This window comes from Providencia lanzhouensis (genome assembly GCF_050469745.1).
Taxonomy (GTDB): Bacteria; Pseudomonadota; Gammaproteobacteria; order Enterobacterales; family Enterobacteriaceae; genus Providencia; species Providencia lanzhouensis.
Genome location: NZ_CP174123.1, coordinates 1350891 through 1368322, shown reverse-complemented (window position 1 = coordinate 1368322; position 17432 = coordinate 1350891). Strand labels below are relative to the sequence as shown.

Annotated in this window: 11 protein-coding genes; 6 read left to right on the top strand and 5 right to left on the bottom strand. The window is 44.7% G+C overall.

Annotation, left to right across the window (positions count from 1 at the left end):
- Positions 1-41 precede the first annotated feature (41 nt).
- The 4 genes from ACIH2S_RS06345 to lrp all read right to left on the bottom strand — a co-directional run bounded on the left by ACIH2S_RS06345 (position 42) and on the right by lrp (position 6731).
- Entirely contained in the window at positions 42-1385 is a 1344-nt protein-coding gene (locus ACIH2S_RS06345) for a replication-associated recombination protein A (RefSeq protein WP_036951822.1), read from the bottom strand.
- Between the two features lie 24 nt (positions 1386-1409).
- Positions 1410-2030, bottom strand: a complete 621-nt coding sequence (lolA, locus tag ACIH2S_RS06340; protein WP_036951825.1) for an outer membrane lipoprotein chaperone LolA — start codon at positions 2028-2030, stop codon at positions 1410-1412.
- A gap of 86 nt (positions 2031-2116) precedes the next feature.
- Complete coding sequence (locus ACIH2S_RS06335) at positions 2117-5827, bottom strand: DNA translocase FtsK 4TM domain-containing protein (RefSeq protein ID WP_430248560.1); 3711 nt, start codon at positions 5825-5827, stop codon at positions 2117-2119.
- 409 nt (positions 5828-6236) lie between these two features.
- A complete protein-coding gene (lrp, locus tag ACIH2S_RS06330; RefSeq protein ID WP_004918089.1) occupies positions 6237-6731 on the bottom strand; it encodes a leucine-responsive transcriptional regulator Lrp in 495 nt (164 codons plus the stop codon).
- Positions 6732-7284: 553 nt separating this feature from the next.
- On the opposite strand from lrp, the gene trxB reads away from it, so the two are divergent.
- From trxB to infA, 6 genes are all read left to right on the top strand, one after another.
- The gene (trxB, locus tag ACIH2S_RS06325; RefSeq protein WP_108478922.1) at positions 7285-8247 is read left to right on the top strand and encodes a thioredoxin-disulfide reductase; all 963 of its coding nucleotides are present in this window, start codon (positions 7285-7287) and stop codon (positions 8245-8247) included.
- 202 nt (positions 8248-8449) lie between these two features.
- The gene (locus ACIH2S_RS06320) at positions 8450-10138 is read left to right on the top strand and encodes a DUF7057 domain-containing protein (protein WP_430248308.1); all 1689 of its coding nucleotides are present in this window, start codon (positions 8450-8452) and stop codon (positions 10136-10138) included.
- A gap of 320 nt (positions 10139-10458) precedes the next feature.
- Positions 10459-12225: a heme ABC transporter permease/ATP-binding protein CydD gene (gene cydD, locus ACIH2S_RS06315; RefSeq protein ID WP_108478925.1), complete on the top strand. Its 1767-nt coding sequence runs from the start codon at positions 10459-10461 to the stop codon at positions 12223-12225.
- A 2-nt stretch (positions 12226-12227) separates the two neighbouring features.
- Positions 12228-13961 carry a heme ABC transporter ATP-binding protein/permease CydC gene (gene cydC / locus ACIH2S_RS06310; protein ID WP_430248307.1) on the top strand — a complete coding sequence of 578 codons (1734 nt, stop codon included), beginning with the start codon at positions 12228-12230 and terminating at the stop codon, positions 13959-13961.
- Positions 13962-13978: 17 nt separating this feature from the next.
- On the top strand, positions 13979-14701 hold the full coding sequence (gene aat / locus ACIH2S_RS06305; protein ID WP_211885025.1) for a leucyl/phenylalanyl-tRNA--protein transferase: 723 nt from the start codon (positions 13979-13981) through the stop codon (positions 14699-14701).
- A gap of 139 nt (positions 14702-14840) precedes the next feature.
- Positions 14841-15059, top strand: a complete 219-nt coding sequence (infA, locus tag ACIH2S_RS06300; protein ID WP_004244560.1) for a translation initiation factor IF-1 — start codon at positions 14841-14843, stop codon at positions 15057-15059.
- Positions 15060-15126: 67 nt separating this feature from the next.
- Here infA and clpA read toward each other — a convergent pair whose 3' ends face one another.
- Complete coding sequence (gene clpA / locus ACIH2S_RS06295; RefSeq protein WP_036951845.1) at positions 15127-17412, bottom strand: ATP-dependent Clp protease ATP-binding subunit ClpA; 2286 nt, start codon at positions 17410-17412, stop codon at positions 15127-15129.
- Positions 17413-17432 lie beyond the last annotated feature (20 nt).

The following is a 17432-nucleotide window of genomic DNA, read 5'->3' as shown; positions in this document are numbered from 1 at the left end:
AGAATATTTTATTGCTTTATAACCTTACCGCATTGACCCGATTAGCGATAGCGTTTTGTTGTGCTAATTTGATCTTGTTGGGCTAACCAGTCGAGTTTTTCAGCAATTTTGCCTTCTAGCCCGCGTGCCGTTGGGTAATAGTATTGCGTCGCTTTCATCGGTTCAGGGAAATAGTTTTCACCCGCCGCGTAAGCATTAGGCTCGTCGTGAGCATAACGATACTCTTTACCGACACCTAACTCTTTCATTAATTTGGTAGGGGCATTTCTTAAATGTTCAGGAACATCATAATCTGGCTGCATTTGAGCATCTTTAATTGCGGCTTTATACGCGGTGTAAACGGCATTACTTTTCGGTGCGCATGCAAGATAAACAATGGCTTGAGCGATAGCTCGCTCCCCTTCCGCCGGGCCTACACGAGTAAAACAATCCCATGCTGAAATCGCCACTTGCATGGCTCGAGGATCGGCATTCCCGACATCTTCAGAGGCAATCGCCAATAAACGACGAGCGACATACAGAGGATCACCGCCCGCAGTAATAATCCGAGCATACCAATAAAGTGCAGCATCGGGAGCTGAACCACGAACTGATTTATGCAACGCAGAAATCAAATCATAGTAACGGTCACCCTTATTATCGAAACGCGCTGCGCGTTCACCACTCACTTCTTTGAGCAACTCGGCAGTTAACACTCGTTGACCTTGGTTATCTGCCTCCGCCATATCCGACATCATTTCCAGCAGATTCAATGAGCGCCTTGCATCCCCATTAACCAAGTCAGCGATCATTTTTCGGGTACTATCTGGAAGAACGATATTTTGTCCACCTAAACCCCGGGTGCTATCGCCCAATGCCTGTAACAGCACTTCTTCAATTTCACTACTTTCTAAGGATTTTAATAGATAGACTCTTGCGCGAGAAAGTAGTGCCGAGTTGAGTTCGAATGATGGGTTTTCGGTAGTCGCACCAATAAAAGTGATGGTACCGTCTTCAATATGAGGTAAAAAAGCATCTTGCTGGCTTTTATTAAAGCGGTGAACTTCATCCACAAACAAAATGGTTCTTCGCCCCGCACTGCGATTTTGGCGCGCTTTTTCGATAGATTCACGGATCTCTTTGATCCCTGAAGTTACCGCAGAAATGCGCTCGATATCCGCTTGTGCATAGTGACCAATAATTTCAGCCAAAGTAGTTTTCCCCGTTCCCGGAGGTCCCCACAAGATCATTGAGTGTAAATGACCCGCCTTAATCGCACGTGGTAATGGTTTACCTTCGGCAAGTAAATGTGTTTGACCAATATATTGCTCAAGCGTTTCTGGCCGCATACGCGCAGCCAGAGGTTGGAATTCATTTTGTGAAAAATCGAGAGATAAGTTACCCACGAGACCCTCTTTACTCCCTAGATATTAGTGAGCGCGAGAACGCTGGTCATCCAATGTGACCCCTTTTGGTACTGTAAATTTGAATTTACTTGGGTCAACTGGGCCATTTTTTTGCTGTTTTAATTGATAGGCGCTGGTTTGTCCGTCTTGTTCAACCGCAGCAAATTTCTCAATCGTCCCTTGTGGGTTAACCGTAATAGAGAAACTTTTTAATGTCCCGTTAGATTGTTTTGGTTTCAGATCAAACGTATTGCCCTGTTGGACAATAGAATACTGTTTCCAATCCTGCGGATTGTTGCGAGTTAATAGCAGGAATGGCGTATCTTGGGTAGCATCAGCTAAGTTTGTCACCGTCACTTGCTCAACAAATGGGTTGTAAAACCACAGGTTTTTACCGTCTGATACCAGAACACTTTCATCCGGCGAAGTCATATTCCAGTTAAATAAGTTAGGTCGTTCAATCCACAAGTCACCGACACCCTCTTGGATAAGATCACCTTCTGGGCTAGTTACTTTCTGAGAAAAGCTCGCTTGGAAGCTATTCACTTTACTCAGTCGATCTTGAAGGTCTTGACTCGCATCTGCCAATACTTGACCTACGTTTAAACTCAGGGCTAATGCACCTAACAACATCATTTTTTTCATCGAGAAAAGACCTTAAAATTAATACCACAAGGGGCGTATGTCTTTATACACCCCTTGAATTAAACCAGCAATTATCACATGAAATATTAATATCCCATTGATGGCGGGGCTAATACTTCTCGGTTTCCATTATGCCCCGGTTCACTGACAATCCCTTGGTCTTCCATTTGCTCAACAATCCGAGCTGCCCGGTTGTAACCGATACGGAATTGACGTTGTACACCGGAGATGGATACCCTTTGTTTTTCAACAACAAATTCGACAGCTTGATCAAATAACGGGTCGAGATCCTCATCACCATTATCTGAACTTCCACCGCCTTCACTATCATCGCTACATGTCGTGATGCTATCAATATATTGCGGTTTCCCGCGTGCTTTCCAATCATTTACGACAGCGTGAACTTCTTGGTCACGGACAAATGCACCGTGAACACGCACTGGAATCGATGAGTTTGGTGGCAGATACAGCATATCCCCCATACCCAGTAGTGATTCAGCACCACCTTGGTCAAGAATAGTGCGCGAGTCAATCTTACTCGATACCGTAAAGGCGATACGCGTTGGAATATTGGCTTTAATTAACCCAGTAATGATGTCAACCGATGGACGTTGGGTCGCTAAAACGAGGTGGATACCGGCTGCACGCGCTTTTTGTGCTAAACGAGCAATCAACTCTTCCACTTTCTTCCCTGCGGTCATCATTAAGTCCGCAAATTCGTCCACCATCACCACGATATAAGGTTCTTTTTTCAGCATTGGATGTTCCATATCCATACTGTCGCCAGGCTTCCAGAATGGATCTGGGATTGGGCGATTCATATCCGCTGCCGCTTTAATTTTGTCGTTGTAACCCGCGAGATTACGTACGCCTAATGCTGACATCAGTTTATAACGGCGTTCCATTTCATTGACACACCAACGTAGCGCATTCGCTGCATCTTTCATGTCAGTAACGACTTCAGTTAACAGGTGCGGGATCCCTTCATAGATAGAAAGTTCCAGCATTTTCGGGTCTATCATAATAAAGCGAACATCTTCAGGCTTCGCTTTATATAAGATACTCAGGATCATCGCATTGACCCCAACCGACTTACCGGATCCCGTTGTACCCGCCACTAATAAGTGCGGCATTTTTGCCAAATCGGCAACAACTGGATCACCTTCGATATCTTTCCCTAAAACAATCGTCAACGGCGATGAATTTTTTCTAAAATCATCACAGTCTAAAACTTCACTCAAATAAACAGTTTGACGTTTTTCATTCGGTAACTCTAAACCAACATAGGGTTTACCTGGAATCACCTCAACAACACGAACCGCTGTTGTCGACAATGAACGCGCAAGATCTCGGGATAACGTGGAAATTCGAGCTGCTTTCACTCCCGGCGCAAGATCCAACTCAAAACGGGTGATTACGGGACCTGGAGAGAAGCCAACCACTTCAGCTTTAACCCGATAATCGTTCAAGCGTGCTTCAATTAACCTTGCGGTTTGCTCTAATTTGAACATATCCACTGGCTCTTCTTGCTCTGGTGGACTCGCCAGTAGGTCAAGCGACGGCATTGGCGTCGTTGGTTTCGGTAACGGTTGGTCGTTACGTACTAAGAATGGGTGGAATAAACTATCCTGCTGTGGCTGCTGTGGCTGCTGTGGCTGCTGTGGCTGCTGTGGCTGCTGTGGCTGCTGTGGCTGCTGTGGCTGCTGTGGCTGCTGTGGCTGCTGTGGCTGCTGTGGCTGCTGTGCTGCAGTTTCAGGCTGCCCCGCAGGATGAGCAACAAATTCATTTCCATTATTTGCCGGTGTTATTGGCTGTTCTTGCGTTATCGAATGTGCTTGCACTGGCGGTTCGGTAAATGACGGCATAAACAGCGGCGCTGCAGGTTCATCATCGACTAAATCATCCACCGGCGAGAAACGCTCAAATGCCGATAATGGCGTACTTAAATCAATTTTAGGTTCAAAATCATCCAGATCATTATCCTGCTCATGCTCATCATCAGCATGGGCAGTAAAGCGATGGATATCTGAAGGGGAAGTTGGCTCTATTTGCTTTGTAGGCTCAAAAGATGGCGTAAATGCTGGAGCAGAAGCCCAACGATGTTCAATTTCTGGCTGAGTAAACGTACTCGCAGGCATATAATCTTGATGAGTTTCTGGCTCTGGCGCAATATCTGAAGCGGCAACAGAATCAACCGCAGGCTGGTTAACCTGGAATGCAGCGTCAAACTCCTGCATATCCGTATCTGGCTCGCCGTAGCGTTGACGTTGCTGCTCTAAGAATTGAACGCGCAACAACCTTTCTTGCTCTAGCTCATCATTAGTTTTCACTTCATTTTCAGGTTCTTCAGTCGCAGACCATTGCTGATATACCTGCTCACGCTGAGATGCCTCTTCTTGACGACGTTGAAGCTCTGCATCACGCTGAGATGGAATACGAATACCATACAGCTCACGGCGAGTCGGTAAACGAACTGGATTTGGACGAGGTAATTCTGGTTCCAGATTCTTTTTCACTTGCGCGTGGCGTTCCATCGCTGCAATCGAAATACCCGCAGCTGCTAACGCCGCAGGATCGGCAACACGGCTAGTTACCGAGGATTCACTCACGTCAGGGCTTCCCATATCAATGGTTGGCTCTAAAGGCGTAAACTGTGGCGATGTAAATACTGGGGCTGTAGGCTTAGACTCAAAAACAGGTTCCGGAGCAAAAACGGGCTCAGGCGTAAATGTTGGTTCTTGAGGCATAACAGGCGCAGGAGAAGATGCCTGAGTCGGTGCCACTTGAGGCTGATAATCATCAGGCACTTCAAAATGGTAAGTTTGCGGCTCTTTGGTCGCTGAAGGCTCTTCTGTCGCGGAAAATGTCGGTAAAGCTGTATTTTCTGCTGGTTGAGTAATAAAGGTAGGCTGCTCTGCCAAAGAAGCGCTTAGCTGGGCTTGCTCAATAATGGATTGCGGCGCAGCCGTTAATAGAGGATCAGCCATAACCTGTGGCTCAGTCGCAAGCTGCACATCCTCAGAAACGAGCTCAGAGACTGTTGGGGCGGAAAACAGAACATCATCCGCATCAAATTGTTGGTTTTCATCATTTGCTTGATGTTCAGCGATTTGAGCACGCTGTAGCGCCTCTTCCGTCTCTTCAACATCATAATCGTAGTCATCAAGTTCATCACCACGGGCACGGTTTGTTAGCAATGTGATAGGAAGTAATATCCCTGCCCCTATTTTTTCTGCGATCGTCAGCCAAGACCAACCCGTGAATAGGGTGAAACTGATTGCCCAGAGGAATAACAGCGCCAAGGTAGCGCCCAATGAGTTAAACCACGGCATAATTGCATTACTGAATACACTACCAATGACCCCGCCAGAGGCGAAGTTGGGTAAATCATCAAAGTTGAGCGCGGCTAAACCACAAGATGAAAGGATCAGCGCTAACCCGCCAATGAGGCGTAAAGAGAGCGAGAAAAAGTCAATATAGCGGCGTTGGCTTTCATAGTGATAAATTGCCCAACACCCGAGTAACAATAATGGCGGGATCGCAAACGCGAGAATACCAAATGCAGAAAACAGGATATCCGCACTCCATGAGCCAATACTTCCCCCTAAATTTTTAACGGGGGCATCCCAGTTAGTTTGCGACCAACTCGGGTCAGAAGGATTAAAACTCCATAGCGCGACCATAAGAAAAATCGCACAGAGGCAGATTGCCAACAAAATCACCTCTAATAGCCGTCTGCCGCTACTGAGCTTTTTAAATTTGATGTACTTATCTTCGGTATATTCTTGGCTCATTATTGTTTCTTTACTGACTGATGTTCTTGCTTAATACGTGATTATCCTATGATTATTCTAACACTAATCCCCTAAACGCGCCTGCATTAAGACGATTAAGACAAATTATCACACCATAGAGACCATAAGACTCAGTATTTCATCTTACGAATAGGGTTTCAAACTCTATTTAAGGTCAAAATTCTTAATTGTTTATAGCTTTAAAATCAATAAATTGAAATGAAAATTTCTGACTAATTTTGAGTCTATCGCAGACAGTGACGAGAGAATGTTCGAAAAAGAACCATTGGGAGAATTAAAGAGAAAAATCATGGTGCTTAAAAACGGAACAACGCTGAGTAAACCCAGCGTTGAAACAGCAGTGCGACAACAATGCAGATTGCTGTGCAGGAATGATGCACACAAAGCGCAATTAGCGAGTTTTAATCACTAAGCGGTTGCTTTGTTTCACTTCTTCCATAACTACGTAGGTACGAGTGTCATTTACACCCGGAAGGCGTAATAACGTTTCACCTAGCAGTTTACGATATGCGGACATATCTGGCACACGCGTTTTCAACAGATAGTCAAAGTCACCGGAAACGAGGTGACACTCTTGAATTTCTTCAAGTTTTTGAACTGCTGTGTTGAATTGTTCGAACACATCTGGCGCGCCACGGTTTAAAGTGATTTCAACGAAAACCAGCAGCGATGCATCTAAATAATGTGGATTCAACAGTGCGGTATAACCAGAAATGAAACCCTGTCTTTCAAGACGACGAACACGCTCTAAACATGGCGTTGGAGATAAACCAACACGCTTAGATAGTTCAACGTTAGAGATACGCCCGTCTTTTTGCAATTCGTTCAGTATATTCCTGTCAATACGGTCAAGGTCTTTGCCAGGACGCTTTTTATTGTCAATCATCTCTTATCTCTCTTTCTTTAATTGTTATTTTCTACATCTTATAAAACGGCACCATCTATACGTCAGTCTTCCTAAGCGGACTAGCGGGCGTGGAACCTATTCTATTCGTCATAACTGAAGTTCTCGTAAACCGAAACATATTTACTTTTGGAGCGGCTTACAATCGTCGCGACATTGCTTGAATGTGTGACGTAAAGTTAATTTTCCAGTAAGAACAAAAATACGCCATTTCCATTGACCTGCTAGATAATTAACTCTTAGATAGATGTTTTCGCAAATGCGCAGCCGATTGTCAAAGTAAATGAATAAAAATCAGTACAAGATTTCGGTTTTTTTTTCAGTAAAACGTTTCGCAGACGCAATTCAAGATAATTCCTAAAATTACCGTTTCGTGATTAAAGCACTTTCCCTCTCATTTTTTAACTCTTAATTGGTATTACCTATCAGAAAAATTTGTCCCCTCCACATCAATGAATGGTTAAATCACTTTTGTTACCCCCCTATTTCTCCTACAATCGTCCTTATGCTTTTTTGAGACTAAAAAGAGGAATTCATGAGCACAACCACACATCGTAAGTTAATCATTTTAGGTTCAGGCCCTGCAGGTTATACCGCAGCCGTTTACGCAGCTCGCGCAAATTTACACCCTGCACTGATTACTGGGGTGGAAAAAGGCGGCCAATTAACCACAACCACGGAAGTTGAAAACTGGCCGGGTGATCCTGAAGGTTTAACAGGTCCAGGACTCATGGAACGCATGCATGCTCATGCGGAAAAATTCGAAACTGAAATCATCAACGACCACATTACAAAAGTGGATTTCCAGCAGCGCCCTTTCCGCCTGTTTGGTGATGATACAGAATATACGTGTGACGCATTGATCATTGCGACTGGCGCGTCTGCTCGTTACATCGGTCTACCATCAGAAGAAGCATTTAAAGGTCGCGGTGTTTCTGCTTGTGCAACTTGTGACGGTTTCTTCTATCGTAACCAAAAAGTTGCGGTTGTCGGTGGTGGTAATACTGCCGTTGAAGAAGCGCTGTATCTTTCTAATATCGCGTCTGAAGTACATTTGATTCACCGCCGCGATAGCTTTAGAGCGGAAAAAATTCTAGTTAATCGCCTGATGGATAAAGTTGAAAATGGGAACATCGTTCTGCATACCGACAATACATTAGACGAAGTTCTGGGCGATGATATGGGCGTTACAGGCGTTCGTTTACGTTGCACCAAAACCAATAAAACGGAAGATGTTGCTGTCATGGGCGCCTTTATTGCTATCGGTCATAGCCCTAACACCGCAATTTTTGACGGTCAATTAGCCTTAAATAATGGCTATATTAAAGTGCAATCCGGCACCAACGGTAACGCAACTCAAACTTCCGTTGAAGGGATCTTTGCGGCCGGTGATGTTATGGATCACATCTACCGCCAAGCAATTACTTCAGCCGGTACTGGCTGCATGGCAGCATTAGATGCGGAACGTTACCTAGACGGGTTAGCAGACAAGAAATAATTTTTTAATCTAAAAATAGAAGCCCCATTTTTGCGTTGTCGTTCATTAAGTTCGCAGCGAAATAGAATGGGGCTTTTTATTTATTCCTATTTTAAAAATAAAGCGCTATTCCATTCTGAATTAGGAGCAAGTTTATATTCCTCTTTTTACCCCATGCCTATACTCAATTTAATTATCTTGTTCATTCAAATAAGGAAGTGACATGGAGCCTCAAACGCAAAAAGAGCCCAACTTTATGGGTTCACTTAATAAGCTGGCGTATTTCATTGTTATCTTGCTATCGGTTATTCAAGGAATTGTCATCACCGCCACTCTTGATTATTCCATAGAAATTCCATTAAGCCCTACATGGGCTTATTTACCCATGATGTTGGTTATTTTTGTTCCTTCGGTTATCAGCTTTCTTATTACCAATGCCAAGCAAGCGGTGTTTTATTTCAATATTATCCTAACGATTGTGCTTGTTTTTTGGATCAATACTTGGCAAAGCCTTGATATTGGTACTTCTGATAACAATGCCCCATTCCTCTCTATTACGACGCTCACTGTCCTGATTTTTTTCATATTGCCTTGGATGCAAAACCGCCAAGCCACAGGAACCTGGAAAGCTGATTACAGCTGCTTAGTCGGGCACTATTTCCGTAACACCTTATTTGGTCTTTTCGCCTGTGCCATTGGGGGCTTACTAACGCTGATTGTCAAGCAAGCCAGCTTTTTATTCGGCATTGTCAATCTATCAACACTCAGCCAATTTCTTGGTCACTATATTGTCCTTTGGATAGCATTTTTAGTTGGTTTTAATACTAGCTTGCTCTTTTTACGTTCCAAATTGGTGATGCAACTGAACAACATCGCCAAATATTTCTCGCAATTTTTCCTACCCTTACTCAGTTTAATCGCCGTAATTTTCTTAGCTGGCTTGGTTGTATCCATATTAACTGGTGTGCATTACACAGCTTCAGAGCTAGGTTCTGGCACCATGCTTTGCTTTGTGATTTTAAATATTATATTTATTAATGCCCTTTATGGCGATGGCACAACCCAATTCCAATTTAAACCTATTATCAATGGCTTTGTACTGATCAGCATCGTTCTACTAAATGCATTTTCTGCACTTTCTCTGTACGGTATTTTCGTTCGTGTTAGCCAATATAGCTGGAGTGTGAGCAGGCTATATGCATTTACTATTGCACTATTTTTAGCCCTGATTATTTTAGCTTACAGCATCACAATCATAGTAAAACAACGCCGCTGGGCATTCTCCCTCGGTAGGATAAATAAGGTCGCTATTCTAGGTTTAATCGCCACAATCTTAGTCATTAATAGCCCTATTGGTGATTTCCAACGCATTGCGGTCAACAGCATTATGGCGGCTGTTGAAAAAGGCAAAATTAAAATTAACTACGATTTATCTTATGACTTAGAGAAATTAGGAGTGCAAGGAAAAGAGGCGTTAGCAAAATTGGAGCAAGACCCTGATACGAAAGCACAGCTCAAAGTTGGCGCTTACTCTGATGTTCCTAAACCACTTAAAGACGTTCTTATCATCGCCAAAGGCAGCCAACCATTGCCACAAAGCTGGTTTGATATGGAAGACGGGATCCGCGACGCATGGAATTGCACCAATTATTACAGTAATTATGAATGCCTTGGATTTATGACCGATGCAAACAACGATGGAACTGACGACGTGGTGATGTGCTACTCCATACCCGAGTCCCTTGATTATGAATGTACTATTTGGCAGTCCGCGGATAACACATGGAAATTAGTGGATACGCAAAGAGAGGTATTCGATGATATGCAATTCAAAAAAACAGCATGGGATAAGCTACTCAACAACCAGTTTATGTTGAAACCAAAAACCTGGTTGCAAATTGTTCCTGAATAACACACAAAAATCCCCCAAAATTATTTCAACCTAAAATGTAGGTGGCTTAACAATTATAAATTAAGCCATCTTATTTTTTCTTTGTAATAACGGTAACATCCTCTGTTCGTTCAAATTTAATTATATTACGCTCATATAATTTACCTTTATAAAACATATCGATAACAAAAATTGTTCTATTCAAATAACTGGCTTTTATTATGTAACATATCTGATGGAAGCTGTTATGATAGGCAAAAATTCGGTTAGATTTGATGACAAAGTCAACTATCTTAACTGCACTCAATAACATGAAAACTACACCTGCTAACTAAATCATTATGGATAAATCAAGACAGACTGAATTGGTGCGTTGGTTAAAGCAACACAGCGCTCCTGCTAAGCGTTGGCTCCGAATTTCTATGCTATTAGGCATAGTCAGCGGTTTATTAATTATTGCGCAGGCTTGGTTCCTCGCTGTGATCCTTCAAGCCCTCATGATGGACCACATTCCACGAGAGCAACTCCTCACTGACTTTGCATTATTAATTAGTGTCTTTATTTTACGCGGTGTTGTTCACTATCTTCGTGAACGCGCGGGCTACCGATGTGGACAAGTTGTCAGGCAGCAAGTCCGCGGTATGGTATTAGATAAACTGCAAGAGTTAGGCCCTGTCTGGGTCAAGGGTAAGCCAGCAGGAAGCTGGGCAACGATTATTCTTGAGCAGATTGAAGACATGCAGGATTACTATTCTCGCTATCTTCCGCAAATGTATTTAGCCACCATCATCCCAATCATGATCTTGATTGCCATCTTCCCATTTAACTGGGCAGCTGCGCTGATTTTATTTGCAACCGCACCGTTAATTCCGATTTTCATGGCGCTGGTAGGACTCGGTGCTGCCGATGCTAACCGCCGTAACTTCCTTGCCTTAAGCCGTTTGAGTGGTAGTTTCCTCGACCGTTTACGAGGATTAGACACCCTACGCTTATTTTTCCGTGGCAAAGCTGAAGTCTCCCAGATTCGTGAATCCACCGAAGACTTCCGTTCTCGCACCATGGAAGTGCTGCGTATGGCATTTTTATCGTCGGGAGTCTTAGAGTTTTTCGCATCAATCTCCATTGCAGTTGTCGCCGTTTATTTCGGATTCTCTTATCTTGGAGAGTTAAGTTTCGGTAGTTATGGTCTGCCAGTCACATTATTTGCAGGTTTCCTTGCGCTGATTTTATCCCCAGAATTTTTCCAGCCGCTGCGCGACCTAGGCACTTACTATCATGCAAAAGCCCAAGCAGTAGGCGCCGCGGAATCTCTGGTGACCTTACTCGAAAGTCAAGGTGACGAACAATTACCACAAGGCGATAAGGTAATTGATGAACAACCTATTCGCATTGAAGCCAAGCAGCTGGAAGTTCTCTCCCATGATGGCACTATCCTGGCGGGTCCTCTCGATTTCACCATTGAGCCGCAACAACGCATCGCCTTAGTAGGTCAAAGTGGTGCGGGTAAAAGCTCCCTATTAAACTTATTACTTGGCTTCTTGCCTTACCGTGGTTCCATCACTATTAATGGCAATGAGCTCAATCAATTATGCCCTGAACAGTGGCGTGCTTTGGTCGGCTGGGTTGGGCAAAACCCACATTTACCTGAACAAACGTTGCAGGAAAATATTTGCCTAGGAAAACCCAATGCAACTGAATCAGAAATTCAGTCTGCGATCGAAAAAGCCTATGTCGCGGAATTTTTGCCAAACTTACCGGATGGGTTAAATACTCGCTTAGGTGATTTCGCAGCACGTCTTTCTGTTGGGCAAGCCCAGCGTGTCGCTGTCGCTCGTGTACTCTTAAAACCCTCTCGCTTGTTGCTATTAGATGAGCCAGCTGCCAGCTTAGATGCTCACAGCGAACAGCGCGTGATGGAAACATTGAATCAATTATCTGAGCAGCAAACCACGTTATTAGTGACCCATTTACTGGAAGAAACCATGGATTACGACCAAATTTGGGTCATGTCTAACGGAAAAATTATCCAGCGTGGTGATTACCAACAACTGAGCCAGTCTGAAGGTGCTTTTGCCCAGTTACTCGCTCATCGCCAAGAGGAGCTTTGAAAATGAAAGTGTTACTCCCCTTCTTAGCCCTCTATCGCCGTCATTGGTTTTTGATTTCCTTAGGGATCATTCTGGCGATTGTCACGCTGCTTTCCAGTATTGGCCTTCTCACGTTATCGGGATGGTTCTTAGCCGGTGCGGCTATCGTCGGTGCGCCGGGGATCTTTTTCTTTAACTATATGTTGCCTGCGGCTGGGGTTCGTGGTGCGGCTATTTTCCGTACCGCAGGACGCTACGCCGAGCGCTTAGTCAGCCACGATGCGACATTTAAAGTGTTAGCACATCTGCGCGTGTTCGCCTTCAGTAAGGTGTTACCGCTCTCTCCGGGTGGGATCAGCCGTTTCCGCCAAGGAGATCTATTAAACCGACTGGTTGCGGATGTCGAAACCCTAGACCACCTTTACTTGCGTGTTCTCTCGCCGATTGTCAGTGCTTTCTTTGTCACGTTTGTCCTGATCATTGGTTTAAGTTTCCTTGATCCTCGCCTTGCATGGACATTAGGTGGCGTTATGCTGTTCCTGCTGTTTACGATGCCATTTGTATTTTATCGTGCAGGTAAGCCGATTGGACGCGAACTGACTGAACTGCGCGGAAATTACCGCACCGTATTAACTTCAGCATTACAAGGTCAAGCCGAATTAGCCTTGTTTGGCGCGACTGCGCGTTTTCGTCAAAATTTATCAAACATCGAAAACTCATGGCAAGGTCGCCAGCAGCAACAAGCGGCACTGACAGGTTTATCTCAAGCCATCATTCTGTGTGCATCAGGACTAACCGCGACCTTGCTTTTATGGATGGCAGCTGAACATGTTGGCGGAAATACACAACCCGGAGCGCTGATTGCCTTATTTGTTTTCTGTGCATTAGCCTCGTTTGAAGCCTTAGGGCCTGTTGCCGTCGCATTCCAACATATGGGACAAGTGATTGCCTCAGCTACTCGCGTTTCTCAGTTAATGCATGCAAAACCGGAAGTTAGCTTTGTCAGCCAAGGCACTACGCTCGATTCTCTTGAGAGCCTGACCATCGATAACGTCACATTCACTTATCCAGAACAGCCTTTCGCCGTATTGAAAAATGTCTCCTTGTCGATTAAACAAGGCCAACACATTGCGTTATTAGGGAAAACGGGCTGTGGAAAATCCACTCTGCTTCAATTGCTCACCCGCGCTTGGGATGTAGACAATGGCGTGATATCAATTAATGGTCAACCAATTCAAGCTTATAGCGAAGAAACGCTACGTAGCGTAATGTCTGTGGTTCCTCAGCGCGTTCATGTGTTCAGTGATACCCTGCGCAACAATTTACTATTAGCCAACGAACAAGCCTCAGATGAGCAACTTTGCGATGTACTCACCCAAGTGGGCTTAGATAATTTATTGGATAATCAACTAAAATTAAACGCATGGATGGGTGAAGGCGGTCGTCAATTATCAGGAGGTGAGCAACGCCGCTTAGGTATCGCTCGTGCCCTTCTGCACAATGCGCCACTTATCTTAATGGATGAGCCAACCGAAGGGTTAGATGCGCATACTGAGCAGCAAATTCTTAGCTTGCTCAAACAAAAATGTGCTGACAAAACGCTACTGGTGATCACCCATCGTATGCAAGGGTTAGAACAAATGGATACCATTTGTGTGATGGATAATGGCGAAATTATTGAGCAAGGCTCACACCCGACATTGTTAGCTGAGCAAGGTCGTTATTATCAATTCCGTCAACGTCATTTGGTTCAGTAAACTCGCTGAGGTGCACCATGTACCAATTAGACGATGATTCATACCTGTTCCCGCCCGTGTCTGAAGCGATGCGGGAACCTAATGGGTTACTGGCGATCGGCGGTGATTTATCATCTCGACGCTTACAAGCGGCTTACTACGATGGTATTTTCCCGTGGTTTAACCCCGGTGAAGTCCCATTGTGGTGGTCTCCTGATCCGCGAGCAGTCTTGAAAGTAGGCGACCTGCATATCAGCCGTTCCATGATCAAAACATTAAAAAAATCCCCTTATCGCATTACCATAAATCATGCGTTCAAAGAGGTGATAGCGGCTTGTGCAGTACGCAAAGAAGGCACGTGGATCCTGCCCTCTGTGCAAGCGGGCTATCTCGCACTACACCAAGAGGGACACGCCCACTCTATTGAGGCGTGGCATGGTGATCAGCTGGTGGGCGGTTTGTATGGCGTGAACATGGGACACCTGTTTTGTGGGGAGTCAATGTTCAGTAGAATGAATGATGCGTCCAAATGTGCTTTTATTACATTCTATTTTCATTTTTTGCGCTATAATGGGCAACTTTTTGATTGTCAGGTACTTAACCACCACACCGCCTCACTTGGCGCGACGGAGATCTCCCGCAGGGATTTTCTGCATATTCTTTATCGGTGGCGTGACCTGCGGATTGACCCAGCATGCTGGTTACCACAGTCAATTGATTTACCTCAATCATTTGAAAAATCACCACTTTTTAAGCGATAGAAAGTGGCAACACAGTAATTTTATCCCCAACTATTTTAAAGAAAGATCGCTTTAAAATGCGACACTTCTTTACTTAGTGTGGGTTTTTGGGCATTATCTTGCCCGTAAAAAATCACGGTTATTAGACTTAGAGGATTAGATGGCCAAAGAAGATAATATTGAAATGCAGGGAACCGTTTTGGATACCCTGCCAAATACAATGTTCCGCGTTGAACTGGAAAACGGTCACGTCGTGACTGCGCACATCTCTGGTAAAATGCGTAAAAACTACATCCGCATTCTGACAGGCGACAAGGTAACTGTAGAGTTAACTCCTTACGACCTGAGCAAAGGCCGCATCATTTTCCGTAGCCGCTGATTTTCGATTTTCAGGCAAGGCCTGACAAGACCACAGGTGCCTAAGACACCTGTGGTACTAGTTATTGTCAGATTACAGCATCCTCTGGAGAGGCCTTGTGTACGCTACTGAAGCTGTATGTCAGTGTGTGACTCTTTTCATCAAGCCCGATACTCACCGAGCCGCCATTTGTTAACGAACCAAATAACAGTTCATTTGCCAATGGTTTCTTCAGGTTGTCCTGAATGACACGCGCCATAGGTCGGGCACCCATTGCTTTGTCATACCCTTTCTCGCACAACCAACGACGAGCTGCTTGGCTGACCTCAATCGAGACACCCTTCTCATCCAACTGGGCTTGCAGCTCAACAATGAATTTATCAACCACTTGCGTGATGATATCCATCGACAGCGCATTAAACCAAATAATGCCATCAAGACGGTTACGGAATTCCGGTGAAAATGCCTTTTTAATTTCAGACATCGCATCCGTACTATTATCTTGCTCTGCAAAGCCTATCGAACGGCGCTGAGTTTCTTGTACCCCTGCGTTGGTAGTCATTACCACAATAACATTACGGAAATCCGCTTTACGTCCGTTATTATCCGTCAGCGTACCGTGATCCATCACTTGCAGAAGAATGTTAAACACATCAGGGTGCGCTTTTTCAATTTCGTCCAATAACACGACGGAATGCGGATGCTTAATGACGGCATCGGTCAGTAAACCACCTTGGTCAAAACCAACATATCCCGGAGGAGCACCAATCAGTCGGCTAACTGTATGGCGTTCCATATATTCGGACATATCAAAGCGCAGCAGTTTCACATCCAATGCTTTTGCCAGCTGCACGGTGACTTCCGTTTTACCCACGCCAGTTGGTCCTGCAAACAAGAATGAGCCAACAGGTTTATGTTCTAACCCTAAGCCTGCGCGATTCATTTTAATCGCCTCAGACAGCGCCTCAATCGCTTTATCTTGTCCAAAGACTAACATCTTCAGGCGTGAGTCTAAGGTTCTCAAACGATCTTTATCGCTAGAGGAAACCGTTTTTTCTGGAATACGCGCAATACGCGCCACCACAGTTTCGATTTCAGGTACACCGATGGTTTTCTTGCGCTTGCTTGGCGCCACTAAACGGGTTCTAGCTCCCGCTTCATCGATAACATCAATCGCTTTATCCGGCAGATGGCGATCGGTAATGTATTTCACCGATAAATCCACCGCCGCCTGAATAGCTTTCGCGGTGTAGCGCACATCATGGTGAGACTCATATTTCGGTTTCAATCCATTAATGATACGCACAGTTTCTTCAGGAGTAGGTTCCACAATATCAATTTTTTGGAAACGTCGAGCCAGCGCTCTATCTTTCTCAAAGATATTGCTGAATTCTTGATAGGTAGTAGAGCCAATCACCCGGATACGCCCACTTGATAACAGCGGCTTAATCAAGTTTGCAGCGTCTACCTGTCCACCCGATGCCGCACCGGCACCGATAATCGTATGAATTTCATCGATAAACAGAATGCTTTTCGGGTCTTTTTCCAACATTTTCAGCAGCGCTTTAAAACGTTTTTCAAAATCACCGCGATATTTAGTACCTGCCAACAATGAGCCGATATCCAGTGAGTAGATTGTGCAATCTTTCATCACTTCAGGCACATCATTTTGCTCAATACGCCATGCTAAGCCCTCGGCGATCGCCGTTTTACCTACGCCGGATTCCCCAACCAATAATGGATTATTTTTACGGCGACGGCACAACACTTGAATGGTACGCTCTAATTCAGCCTGACGTCCTACCAGCGGGTCGATATTCCCTTTCTTAGCCTGTTGATTTAGATTGGTGGTGAAGTTATCCATATGGTCTTCTGAGACCGGTTGCTCTTCACTTGGCGGTGTATTGTTTGCGGCATCATCCTCCGATGAAGAAGAATCTTCACCTTTAATGGTACCGTGGGAAATATAATTAACGACATCAAGGCGGCTAACATCATGCTTACGTAATAAATAAGCCGCCTGGGATTCTTGTTCGCTAAAAATTGCCACTAGCACATTCGCACCAGTCACTTCGCTGCGTCCTGATGATTGAACATGAAAAACAGCACGTTGCAGTACGCGCTGGAAACTCAAAGTCGGTTGAGTGTCTCGTGTATCATTCTCAGGTAATAGCGGCGTAGTTTGGGCAATAAAATGTTCGAGTTCTTGTCTCAGGGCAACCAAGTCGACCTTACAAGCCTCTAAAGCTTCACGCGCAGAGATATTGCTCAATAATGCCAGCAATAGGTGCTCCACAGTCATAAATTCATGGCGATTGTCTTTCGCTCTGGTAAAAGCAACATTTAGACTAAGCTCCAATTCTTGATTGAGCATAAGCACCTCCCAAAATTGAT